This window comes from Micromonospora sp. DT48 (genome assembly GCF_049844495.1).
Lineage (GTDB): Bacteria > Actinomycetota > Actinomycetes > Mycobacteriales > Micromonosporaceae > Micromonospora.
In genome coordinates this window covers 41630-53762 of the sequence record NZ_JBNCLE010000014.1, presented here as the reverse complement: position 1 = coordinate 53762, position 12133 = coordinate 41630, and the positions used below count along the sequence as shown (strand labels likewise).

9 protein-coding genes are annotated in these 12133 nt (G+C 71.3%); 4 read left to right on the top strand and 5 right to left on the bottom strand.

Annotated features, from left to right (window positions below; all coding sequences use genetic code 11):
• Positions 1-134 precede the first annotated feature (134 nt).
• A complete protein-coding gene (locus ACLQ2S_RS18290) occupies positions 135-1601 on the top strand; it encodes a hypothetical protein (RefSeq protein ID WP_309223528.1) in 1467 nt (488 codons plus the stop codon).
• A gap of 17 nt (positions 1602-1618) precedes the next feature.
• Here the strand turns inward: ACLQ2S_RS18290 and ACLQ2S_RS18285 are convergent, their stop codons facing one another.
• Positions 1619-2068 carry a MarR family winged helix-turn-helix transcriptional regulator gene (locus ACLQ2S_RS18285; protein WP_425702168.1) on the bottom strand — a complete coding sequence of 150 codons (450 nt, stop codon included), beginning with the start codon at positions 2066-2068 and terminating at the stop codon, positions 1619-1621.
• A 57-nt stretch (positions 2069-2125) separates the two neighbouring features.
• Here ACLQ2S_RS18285 and ACLQ2S_RS18280 point away from each other — a divergent pair, with 57 nt between their 5' ends.
• A complete protein-coding gene (locus ACLQ2S_RS18280) occupies positions 2126-3235 on the top strand; it encodes a GNAT family N-acetyltransferase (protein WP_425702167.1) in 1110 nt (369 codons plus the stop codon).
• A gap of 3 nt (positions 3236-3238) precedes the next feature.
• Here ACLQ2S_RS18280 and ACLQ2S_RS18275 read toward each other — a convergent pair whose 3' ends face one another.
• The 3 genes from ACLQ2S_RS18275 to ACLQ2S_RS18265 form a co-directional block, all read right to left on the bottom strand.
• Complete coding sequence (locus ACLQ2S_RS18275) at positions 3239-6091, bottom strand: helix-turn-helix transcriptional regulator (RefSeq protein ID WP_425702166.1); 2853 nt, start codon at positions 6089-6091, stop codon at positions 3239-3241.
• Between the two features lie 126 nt (positions 6092-6217).
• Complete coding sequence (locus ACLQ2S_RS18270; RefSeq protein WP_155219889.1) at positions 6218-6856, bottom strand: nitroreductase family protein; 639 nt, start codon at positions 6854-6856, stop codon at positions 6218-6220.
• Positions 6857-6908: 52 nt separating this feature from the next.
• Positions 6909-7964, bottom strand: a complete 1056-nt coding sequence (locus ACLQ2S_RS18265) for a PaaX family transcriptional regulator (protein WP_309223529.1) — start codon at positions 7962-7964, stop codon at positions 6909-6911.
• A 286-nt stretch (positions 7965-8250) separates the two neighbouring features.
• Between ACLQ2S_RS18265 and ACLQ2S_RS18260 the strand changes: the two genes are divergently transcribed.
• Entirely contained in the window at positions 8251-9612 is a 1362-nt protein-coding gene (locus ACLQ2S_RS18260) for an extracellular catalytic domain type 1 short-chain-length polyhydroxyalkanoate depolymerase (protein WP_309223530.1), read from the top strand.
• 91 nt (positions 9613-9703) lie between these two features.
• Here ACLQ2S_RS18260 and ACLQ2S_RS18255 read toward each other — a convergent pair whose 3' ends face one another.
• Positions 9704-10387, bottom strand: coding sequence for a TetR/AcrR family transcriptional regulator (locus tag ACLQ2S_RS18255; protein WP_309223531.1), 684 nt, complete (start codon positions 10385-10387; stop codon positions 9704-9706).
• A gap of 218 nt (positions 10388-10605) precedes the next feature.
• Between ACLQ2S_RS18255 and ACLQ2S_RS18250 the strand changes: the two genes are divergently transcribed.
• Entirely contained in the window at positions 10606-12009 is a 1404-nt protein-coding gene (locus ACLQ2S_RS18250) for an MFS transporter (protein WP_309223532.1), read from the top strand.
• Positions 12010-12133 lie beyond the last annotated feature (124 nt).

Here is a 12133-nt window from a genome sequence, read left to right as displayed (position 1 = left end):
TGGACCGTCCCGGTCCGCACCCCTGCGACCGGCCCTGACGTCGCGGTCCGCGTCGGACCGACGATGGCTGGGCGTACGGCCCAGGTCGGCGGCCTCGACCTGACCACACCGTCCGCGATCCGACGAGGAGTCCCGTGCGCAAGGTTGTCTCGGCTGCGCTCACCGTGGTCCTCGCGCTGGCCGCCACCGGGTGCGTCGGCGGGTCGCCGGGCGATCCGGACGTCGCCGAGGATCCGTACGGCGAGTCGGCGTTGCGCTACGGCATGGCGCCGGTGCCGCACCCCGAGCTGACGTACCAACCGGACGTGGTCCTCGTCGGTGGCGGCGGGCGCTCGGTGCGGTCGGTCACCGCCGACGGGTTGACCTGGCGGCTCGACGGCGACGCGCCCCGCGCCGACGACCTGGCGCCCGGGAAGGTCATGTTCGTCACCGGCCGGGGCGTCGGCCGGGTGCTCGACCTCCAGCGCGACGGCGGCGACCTGCTCGTCACGATCGGCCCGGTCACGGTCACCGACGTGATCCGCGACGGCACCCTCGAACAGCGGGACATCACCATCGAGAACCCGGTCGCCTACCAGGCGGGTGAGCCGATCTGGGCGATGTCCGAGGAGGAGGCCGAGGCGCTGGGCGCCACGCCGTCGGGCCGCGTCGGGCGGGCCGGGCCACCGCGACTCGCCCCGCCGCCACCCCGGCCGAACCAGCCACCACCGGTTCGCGGCGGCGGCGAGGTCAGGTCGGTCGTCGCCAACTTCTCCACCGGTGTCAGCCTCAACGGCGGCGCGGAGGTCAGCTTCCACTACGACCGCGACGGCACGAAGCTGTCCGGCCGGGCCGCGCTCACCTTCGCCCGGCCGAAGGCGGACTTCCACCTGAACGTCCGGGGCGGCAAGGTGACCCGGGCGGATCTAGCGATCAAGGGTGGCTTCGGCATCCGCTACTCGTTCGAGGCCGGTCTCCAGGACGGGCAGAACGTCAGCGCGGTGCTCCCCATCCCGGTGGATTTCAGCGTGCCGATCGGCACCGTGCTCGGCGTACCGCTGGCCCTGACCATCAGCCAGACGCTGAAGGTCACCACCGCGTTCGGCGCGAAGCTGGGAACGATCAAGGGCAAGGGTGAGTTCTCCCTCGCCGGCTCGCTCGGCTACGGCTACGCCAAGGGCACGTTCGGCCCGCAGGTCAGCAAGAACTTCCAGCGTAAGGAAAGCCTGATCAACTCGTTGAGCGGCGTCCCGGTCGGGGTGATGGGCCTGCTCATCGAGCACCAGGTCCGTTTCGACGTCGGCTTCAGCGCGTTCGTGCTCAAGGCCGGGCTGTTCTTCGAGGTGTCCACGGCCTACGGCACGACCATCGGGTCGGCGTTGGGTTCGCCGCTGGCGGTCTGCCGAGGCGTGGGCATCGGCGTGCGTGCCTCGTACGGCATCGGCTACACCATCCTGGCCCCGGTGGTGAAGGTGATCAACAAGTTCCTCCGGCTGGTCAACATCAAGCCGATCAACTCGTCCGGCAAGCTGGGGCCGCCGCCGTACGTCATCCACCGCAACGAGGAGATCATTCCGCCCGGCACGAAGCTCTGCGGCACCCCGACGGCGGCTGGCGGCTGACCGCGGCGCGCAGCCTCTCAGTCGGGCAGGTCGGCGATCCGGGTCGAGAGTTCGCGCAGCATCGAGAGTTCTTCGGCACTCACGTGCTCCAGGAAACGGGATCGCACCGAGACGACGTGGTGCGGGGCCGCCTGTTCGAGGACGGCGAAGCCGTCGTCGGTCAGGTGCAGCAGACAACCACGGGCGTCCTGCGGATCCGGCTCCTTGTCGATGAGTCCCCGCGCCTGCATCCGCGCGGCGTGGTGGGACAGGCGGCTGCGCGACCACTGCATCTTGCCGGCCAGTTCCCGCAGCGCCCATCGGCGGTCGGGCTTCTCCGACAGCGTGCTCAGCACCTCGTAGTCCGCGGCGGACAGTCCCGAGTCGCGGGCCAGGTCCCGGGCGATCCGGGCGGGCAGGGCGATGAGCAGCCGCCGGAAGGCCCGCCACGCCTGCTCCTCGTCCGCGCTCAGCCAGGCGGTTTCCATGTCAGCCACCCTACCTGTCGTTGACATGTCACTGAAACTGCGCCTACGGTCGTTGACATGTCATCGAACGACCTCCGCGTCCTCGTCATCACCGCCAGCACCCGCCCCGGCCGGCTCGGACCCGCGATCACCGACTGGTTCGTCCGGACCGTCCGGTCGGACGCCGCGTCCGACGCGACCACTGTCGACGTCGCCGACCTGGCCGACATCGCGCTGCCGTTGCTCGACGAGCCCGAGCATCCCGCCAGTGGCAGCTACCAGCACGAGCACACCCGCCGGTGGAGCCGCACCGTCGCTGCCGCCGACGCCTTCGTGGTGGTGACGCCCGAATACAACTTCGGGATGCCGGCGGTGCTGAAGAACGCCTTCGACTTCCTCTATCACGAGTGGGCCTGGAAGCCGGTGGCCTTCGTCAGCTACGGCAACACCTCGGCCGGCACCCGGTCGGTGCAGATGGCGAAGCAGGTCGTCACGACGCTGCGGATGATGCCGATCGGCGCGTCCGTCGCCCTGCGCATCGCGGACAGCGTCCATGACGGTCGGGTGGTCGGATCCACGGCGCTCGACGCCGCCGCCCGCACGCTGCTGGTGGAACTGAGCCGGGTGGCCCGCGCGCTGCGTCCGTTGCGCGGCGGGAACGACCCGACGGACGCCGACGGGCCCGTCACCGGTCTCACGCTCCGCGAGGCCCAGGCCGACGACATGGCGGAACTGCTCGTCCTCCAGCGGTGCTGCTGGGTCCAGGAAGCCATCGCCAACGACACCCTCGACCTGGCGCCGCTCCGGGAGACCCTCGACGACCTGCGGGCGTCGACGACGACGTGGCGGTGGTGGTGCGTACGTCGCGACGGCCGTCTCGTCGCAGCGGTGCGGGCGAGGGCGCACCGGCGGGCCTGGCTGATCGGTCGGCTGATGGTGGCGCCGGACCAGGCGGGCAACGGGATCGGCTCCTGGCTGCTGTCGTACGCCGAAGGCCAGGCCCCCGGGGAGACCACGCACTGCACCCTGTTCACCGGCCACCGCAGCACCCGCAACATCAGCCTGTACGAACGCGCCGGCTACACCCGCAGCGCGACCGACGACACCCCGGCGGGCAGCGTACGGCTGTCCAAGCCACGCCATGGCCGGCTGGCCGGCGCTGTCCACCACCGTGCCGGTGTGGTGTGACGGCTACACCGGCGACCCGTGGTCGCGGGCACCGTCGGTGAGTCGACGGGCCATCGCGGTACGGGAGTGGACCTGGAGCTTGGCGAAGATCCGGTTCAGGTGCGACTCGATGGTGCGCGGGCTGAGGAAGAGTCGCGCGGCGATCTCCTTGTTGCTCAGACCGGTGGTGGCCAGACCGGCGATCTCCCGTTCCCGGGCGGTGAGGACGGCGTCGACGGCCGGCCGCTCGGAGCGGGTCAGGCCGACGGCCCGGTGTCCGTCGAGCACGGACACGGCCCATCCGGCGCCGCTGGCCCGATAGCCGGCCTCGGCGCGGTCCAACGCCGCAGTGCCCGGGGCACGCCGACCGGCGACCAGGTGCGCGGCACCGGCAAGGTGGTGCGACGCCGCCTCCTCCACCGGGGTGCCGGCCGTCGCGAAGCTGGCCGCCGCGCTCTCCGCCAACGCCGTCGCCCGGTCCGGCACTCCCATCCGGTACGCGGTGAACGCCCGCGCGAACCGGGCCAGCCCGATCTCGTACGGCAGATTCGCGGCGGTGGCCCGTTGCTCCGCCCGCTTACCGGCTTCGGCGGCGGTGGTTCGCTCACCGCGCCCGGCGGCGACCACGGCCGTGACCACATCCCGCGCCACCAGCACCGGAGGATGTCTCGACGGCGGTGTCGCCGGCTCGGTGAGCAGGTCGGCACAGCGGCCCCAGTCGCCCGCGACCGCCCTGGTCAGGGCCAGCTCCACCCGGTTTATCCGCCACCACGCCCGGGACCGTGGCGGCCCGACCGTCGCGCCCGACCGGTCGCCGCTCAAACCAGCGGTCGGCTCGACGGCGCAGCCGGTACCGGTGGTCGGCTCGACGGCGGCGAGCGCGGCGGCCGGGCCGGCGGTCCACAGCACCGGGCGCAGCCGGACCGCCGCCGCCATGGCACCCATCTCCGTACTGCCCACCCGCTCGGCGGCCGCCTGCGCCTCCTCCGCCGCCAGCACCGCGCGGGCCAACCGACCGAGGCGGGTGTGCACCAACGACTCCATCACCAGCAGGTACGGCGAAGCGCTGGTCGGCCCGAGGCCGTCGAGGATCCGTCTGGCCCGGGTGAGATGCCGATCCGCGTCGGCGAGGTTGCCCACCTGGATCTCCACCAGTGCCAGCGGCGAGACGATCTCGGCGTACGGGCGCAGGTCCGCGTCGCTGGTGGCGTCCACCGCCACGACGGCCTCGGCGAGCTGGTCGCGCGCTGACTCGGCGTCGCCGAGGTAGAGGGTGGCGAGTGCACGCAACGTCCGCGCCGCCGCCACGAGCACCGAACGACGCTCGTCCAGCAGTTCCAGCGCGCGCTGCGCGTGGTGCACCGCCGAGGTCGGCTCCTCCCGGAACGCGTCCACGGCGGCCAGCTCCACGTGCAGCTTCGCCTCGTCGGCCGGGTCGAGCCCGCCCCGGCCGAGTCGCGCGCCGAGGGTCGCGGCGGCCTCGGCGAAGTCGCCGAGTTGCCGGGCCACCGCCACACTGAACGTCTCGGCCCGCGTCCGGACCGGGCCCCCGGTGCGGCGTAGCACCTGGAGCACCTCGCGGCTGCGGACCAACTCGCCGCTGCGGCCGAGGGCACGGGCGTACCACATCGCCACCTCGGCACGCCGCTCGTCGTCCGGGCCGGTGTCCGGCATGATGCGCAACGCGGTGCCGAGCCAGCGGGCCGCCTGAGCGGGCGCCTCGTGCGCGAACGCGACCCCCGCGTCGACCAACGTGGCCACGGCGGTCTCGTCGCCGTGGCGGGCCGATCGTTCCGTGTGGTGGGCCACCAACTGCCGGGAGGCCCGCCGCCCGCGCAGATAGTCGGCGGTGCGGGTGTGCGCTTCGAAACGCCAGGCCGCGCCGGTCAACGCGTACGCCGAGGCTCGCATCAGCGGATGCCGGTAGCGCAGCCGCCCACCGTCGGCGTCGAGCAGGCCGAGCCGCCCGAGTTGGTCGACCGCCGCGGTGACCACCGGCATCGGCAGGTCGGCGACGTGTCTGACGAGGTCGATCGTGGTGTGGTCGCCCACCACCGCGGCGATGTACGCCACCTGCCGCACCGGTAGCCGCTGGGCGGTGATCTCCGCGGCGAGACCGGCCAGCACCGACCGGCGCGATCCGGTGAGGCAGTCGACGTCGACCGGGTCGTGCCGACCGGCCAGCGCCGCGACACCGTCCAGTTCGTCGTCGCCCAGCCGGGACAACGCCTGGATGTACAGGGGGTTGCCGAGACTGGCCCGCATGATCAGCTCACGACGGCGGCGGGGCACCCCGGCCAGCAGTACGTCGAGACTGGCCGCGTCCAGCGGTGGGAGGTCGATGAGGGTGGCCGCCGCGCCGAGCCGCGCGATGGCGTTGACCAGCCGGGCCGGTGGGGAGGCGGTGCGGAACGTCACCGCGAGCAGCAGCGGGGTCAGTGGCGGCTTGACGATCAGGTGCTCGGTCAGCTCCAGCGACGCCGAGTCGGCCCAGTGCACGTCGTCGAGCAGCAACGCGACCCCGGGGTGCGACGCCTGGGTGAGCACCGACCGCACCATCGCCGGCACCGACGGTTGCCCCGGGTCCGTCGGCCCGACGCCGACCGGTTCCACCACCTCGGCGTAGAGCCCGAAGGGCACCCCCTGCTCGTACTGGGTGGCCCGGCCGACACGGACCAGCAACCCGGCGTCGGCGGCTCGCCGCGCCAGCTCACGGAGCAGCCGCGTCTTGCCCAGCCCCGCCTCGCCGCAGATCTCGACCACCACGCACCGTCCGCCGAGCACGGTGGCCAGCGCGGCGTCCAGCGACTCCAGCTCGGCCGCCCGGCCCACCAACGCCGGATCGCCGCCGAATCCCACCTCTCGGCTGACTGCCATCTCGCCTCCCCACGGGGAGTGTCACAGCGACAGCCATCGGTAACCATCGACTATCGGCCCCGAACGTCTGTCGGCATCGTCGATGCCGTAACCGGGCGGTGGCGTACCGGCGAGGTGACCCGTACGTCAGGTGGTACCCCACTGGCCACGGTGGACGACCGTGCTGACGTCCCGGCGACGCGCGGCGACCGCCGGGTTCTGCGGTGGCAGGTCCTCGGCCCGGTACCCGACACAGATGCCGCCGATCGGCGTGTACTCGTCGGGGATGCCGAACTCGGCCTTGAAGGCGGCGGTGTGCGCGGGTACGTCCACCTCGGGCCGGAAGTCCTCGCCGGCGGCCGGCGTGATGCCGAAGAAGCACGCGCCCAGCCCTTCGTCGACGGCCGTGAGCAGCATCATCAGCGCCGCCATGCCGGTGTCGACGTACCAGTAGGGTGCCGGCCAGCGGGCCTCCGACCGGTCGGTCCAGCCCTTGTCCGCTTCGGCGTACCGGGCGAGGTAGGCCGCCTTGTGCGCGAGCGGCACGACCACCAGCGGCGCGTTCTGCATGGTGGGGGTCTGCGCCACGCGGGTCGGTACGAACGGCCAGAACCTGGCCCGGTCGTCCGGCTCGGTGAGGGCGAGGAAGGCCCAACCCTGTGAGAAACCGGCCGACGGCGCCCGTAGTGCGCTGGCCAGGATCCTCTCCACGACCTCGGGGCTGAGTGGCCGGTCGGCGTAGTGCCGCACCATACGGCGACGACGGATAACCTCTGCGAACTGCATGCCGGTGATCTTGCCACCGTCGCCGCCCCGCCGACCACCCGTCTCCGGAGCGTCAGGCCAGCTCGTCCGGGGTGGCCCGCCCGTCGCAGCCGACGGTCGGTTCCAGGTTCCGGCACGAGGCGGGTTGCCCTGCCTCGGCCGGGTGCGCGCCGTCACCACGGATACCGGCGATCAGGTCGGCGGTGGTGTGGGCGCGGATGCCCAGCGGCGCGCTGTCGGTGAACCGGCGAACGACCGCGCGGACGTGCTGCTCGGCGGGCTGGGCGAGACCGTCGTAGACGGCCGCGAACAGTTCCCGGGCCGGCTGCCTGAGCCAGCCGGGTGGCAGCAGTTCCACCGGCAGTTGCGGGTCCAGGGTGGGAAAGCGACGGAAGGTGTCCATCACCTCGGTACGCGCCCGAACCGCCGCCGAACCGTCGACCTGCCCGGACCTGACCAGGGGCAGCAGCGGCGTCCAACGCTCCAGGAACTCCTCGTAGTGCCGGCCGATGGCGTCGACGTCCCAGGCCTCGATCGGGGCGCGCTCGCTGATCGAACCCAGCGCGTCCTGGCGGCCACGGAAGACCGTGACGGTGCCGAGGGTCAACTGTTCGAGCTGCGCCCGCGCCTGCGGGGTCAGCTCGTACGGCGAGATCCACAGGCCGTCGTACAGCGGCGCGTAGCCGAGCCAGCGGAGTTGGCCGCGCAGGGCCCGGCGCTGCGCGCTGCGGTCCTGGGGCAGCGAGAAGGCCACGATGGTCCAGCATCCGTCCCACGGTGCCGCCGCGGCGGCGGAGGTGAGGATCCAGTTGCCGCCGGTGGAGAGGTTCGCGGCGGCGGCGCGGCTGAGCCGGTAGGAGCTACGACGTCCGTGTCGACTGCCTTCGAGCACGCCACGGCGGGCCAGCCGACTGATCGCGGTACGGGCACCGGCGGTGGAGACCCCGGATTCGGTGAGCAGCGCGACGATCGCGGCGGAGGGAAGCGCGGCACGGGTTCGCAGGGTGTAGTCGGCCAGCAACGTCATGGCGAAGCCCTGGGGCGAGTTGCCCACCTGCCGCCGTGGCATCCGGAGCGTGTCGCTCTCGTCGTCGGAGTAGATCTCCTCGATGTGGAACGGGCTAGTCACGGGCGCTCCGGACCTGACTCGGGGACGGGGTATCGACTGTAGATCGACGCCGATTCGCCGGTTCCCCACCAGGCCGGAACGAAGGTCCCAGTTGATCGAGGTGCGTCAATTGACACTTCCTGGACCCGGGAGAACAATATCTGCTACACGACGCCACCCGGAGCCGGGCAGGGCAAGCCAGACGTGGTGGACATGCCGTGATCACCACGCGGGGAGTTGGGCGAACCCGCGAGCACAACGCACAGACCGTCCCCAGCCTGCACCACAGGTGTGCGAAGGAGTCGCCGTGAAAATCAGAAGGAAACTGCTGCTCGGCGTGGCCATGTCACTGGTCGCGGCGGGCCTGGTGGTGCCCACCTACAGTCCCGCGTACGCGGCCTCGCTGACCGAGGTGACCAACTTCGGTGACAACCCCGGCCGGATGCGGATGCACATCTACGTGCCGGACAACCGCCCGGCCAGGCCGGCCACGGTGGTGGCCATGCACGGATGCGGCGGCTCCGGCCCCGGCTTCTACTCCGGAAGCGAGTTCGCCAGCCTGGCCGACCGCCACGGCTTCATCGTGATCTACCCGTCCGCGACCCAACAGGCCGGTTTCGGCAACTGCTTCGACACGTGGTCGGACGCCGCCAAGCGCCGTGGTGGTGGCAGCGACCCCGTCTCGATCATGTCGATGATCCGGTACGCGCAGCAGCAGCACAGCGCCGACCCGGACCGGGTCTACGCCACGGGCAGTTCGTCCGGCGGCATGATGACCAACCACATGCTGGCGCTGTACCCGGACGTCTTCAAGGCCGGCGCCGCTTTCATGGGGGTGCCGTACAACTGCTTCGCCAACGCGGCGGACTACCCGCCCGGCAGCAGCCAGTGCACCGGCGGCAACATGAACCGGACCCCGCAGCAGTGGGGTGACGCGGTACGCCAGGCCTACCCCGGCTACTCCGGTCCGCGTCCCCGGGTGCAGCTGTGGCACGGCACCAACGACACGCTCGTGCCGTACTCGCTGTTGCAGGAGGCCGTCGAGCAGTGGACCAACGTGTTCGGGCTCAGCCAGACGCCGACCTCCACGGACACGCCGCAGGCCAACTGGAACCGCCGCAGGTTCGCCGACACCAGCGGCACCGTTCAGGTCGAGGCGTACAGCATCCAGGGTGCCGGACACAGCCTGCCCTCCGGTGGGATGGCGGCGGTCGCCGTCCAGTTCTTCGGCCTGACCAACCCGAGCCCGACCACGCCACCGCCGAACCCGACCACCCCGCCGCCGAACCCGACCACGCCACCGCCGAATCCCACCACCCCGCCGCCGAACCCGACCACGCCGCCGCCGGGTAACGCCGCCTGTCGGGTGACCATCGACCTCAACGCCTGGAACAACGGCCTCACCCAGAACATCACCATCACCAACACCGGCAGCGCCGTCAACGGCTGGTCGCTGGTCTTCACCCTGCCCAGCGGCCAGACCATCACCGGCGGATGGAACGCCGACTACAGCCCCTCCACCGGGCAGGTCACCGCCCGCAACCTCTCCTACAACGCCAGCATCCCCACCAACGGATCGGTGACGATCGGCTTCCAGGCCACCCACACCGGCAACACCGCGAAACCCACCTCGTTCACCCTCAACGGCGCGGCCTGCACGGTCGCCTGACCCCACCAGCGCTCCCGGGGAGGCATGCTCGCGTGCCTCCCCGGGAGCACGCTCGTCGGCGGCGTACCCATGGGCGCCCCTGAGGGGCCCGCTACCTGGCCGCGACTCCCTGGGCGAGCAGGCCGTCGACCAGGGCGCGCAGGCCGTCGACGAAGGTGTCGCGCGGGGCGAGCACGGCCCAGCGGTCACCGAGCGCGGCGAGGTGCGGCAGCTTCTTGGCGTCGATGCTGCCGAAGAAGTCGCCTCTGCGGTTGATCGCCTCCTGGCCGCCCCGGCGGGCGGTGTGTGAACGGACGAGGATCTCCCCGACCGTGTAGTACCAGATGCTGCGGAAGACGTAGACCGCGTGCTCGGGGGTGCAGCCGTAGTCGACGGCACCGGCCACGACCGCCTCGACCAACCCCAGGGGTGAGTCACTGAGCCGGGCGATGAACCCGTCGGTGGTGAGGACGTCGGCCGCCCACGGCCACGCCGCGAGCGCGTCGTGGATGGTGGTGGCGGCGGCGATGACCCGTTCCCGTGGATCGTCGGGCAGCTCGGGATAGGCGACCTGCTCCCCGTACTCGTTGATCAGCAGGAAGAGCAGGTCTTCCTTGTCCTGTACGTGGTGATACAGAGTCGTCGCCCCCACGCCGATCTCGGCGGCCAACTTGCGGATCGTCAGCCTCTCCCACCCATTGCGATCGATGAGACCTCGCGCGGCGGCCAGGATCTGGGAACGGGAGGTCGTCGGCGGTCTGCCGGCTTTGAGTCGTGGCGCGTTGACTTGGGGCACCGCCCCATCATGCCCCCTCTGCCAACCGGGTTGCTCCGAGGTAACGCGCTAGACAGCCATCAGCGACGATGTTAATTTCAGAACGCGTTCGAAAAGTCGATCGCCATCCTCATCAGTCACGACAGCAGAGGACCGGGTTTGCGGTGACCAACAAGGCACTACTCAACGAACAATCACCAATCGAACGAGGGGCCAGCCCAGGGCTCACCCTCGCCGCAGTGGCCGTCGTACAGTTCATGGTTTCGCTGGACCTGTCGGTCGTGAACCTCGGTCTGCCCGAGATCGCCACCAGCCTCGGCTTCAGCGAACTGGGCCTGACCTGGGTGATCCACGCCTACGCCCTGGCCTTCGGCGGGCTCCTCCTGCTCGGCGGCAAGATCGCCGACCGGTACGGCCACAAGCGCATCCTGCTCATCGGGCTCTTCGTGTTCGGCATCGCCTCCCTCGCGGGTGGCTTCGCCGAGGAGCCCGGTCATCTCGTCGCCGCCCGGGTCGCCCAGGGCGTCGGCGCCGCCCTGCTCGCCCCCGCCGCGCTGGCCCTGCTGACCGCGACCTTCCCCAGCGGCAAGCCCCGGGTCAAGGCGTTCGGCGTGTGGGCCGCGATGAACGCCGCCGGTGGCGCCCTCGGCGTCCTGATCGGCGGTGTGCTCACCGAGTACGCGGGCTGGGAGTGGGTGATGTGGGTCAGCGCCCCGATGGCCGCGGTGGCCGCGGCGCTGACCTGGCGCGGCATCGCCAAGGACGTGCCGGTCCGGCCCGACGGCCGCCCGGACGTGCTCGGCGCCCTGCTGGCCACCGGCGGTATGACGCTGCTGGTGCTCGGCATCGTCCGCACCGACCGGTACGCCTGGAGTTCGATGGTCACCCTCAGCACCCTGGGGGCGGCGCTCGTGCTGCTCGCCGCGTTCGTCTACGTCGAGCGGAACACCACCCGTGACCCCCTGGTCCGGGTGGGCCTGCTGGCCAACCGTTCGGTCGCGGGCGCGAACAGCTACAACCTCATCTTCGGTGCCACCATGGCCTCGGCCTTCTACTTCGTCTCGCTCTACCTCCAGCGGGTGCTCGGCACCAGCCCGGCGGAGACCGGTCTGAAGTTCCTGCCGCTGGCGATCGGCGTCGTCATCGGCTCCGTCATCGCCATCAAGCTGGGTTACAAGGTCCCCGCGCGGACGCTCATGGTCACCGGAGCGTTCGTGAGCGCGGTCGGCTTCGCCGGGTTCGGCCTGATCAGTGCCGACGGCTCGTTCCTCGCCGACGTCCTCGTGCCGTCGGTGATCGCCAGCGTCGGTTTCGGACTCTGCCTGGGGCCGATGGTCTCCACCGCCACCCACGGCGTCGCGCAGCACGAGACCGGCACGGCGTCCAGCCTGTTGAACAGTTCCCGGCAGCTCGGTGCCGCGCTCGGGCTCGCCGCGCTCAGCACCGCCGCCTTCGAGTACTCCGGCAAGGAGGGCACGCCCAGCGCGCTCAGCGACGGGTACGCCTTCGCCCTGACCCTCGGCGCCGGTCTCTGGATCGTCGCCGCCGTCATCGCGCTCGTCGTGCTACCTCGGGTCAACCCGGCTACGCAGCCCGCGCCGGACGACCGCGAGTTGGTCGACGTGCCGGAGAAGGCGGTCTGATCGGAACTCGGTAACCACGCAGAAACCGCGCATCGCGATGTCGGTCGACACGCCGCGACGAGGACCCGGCACCCCCCTTCGGCGGATCCTCCGTCTCTGAGAACACGCTTCGAGACACGCGGCA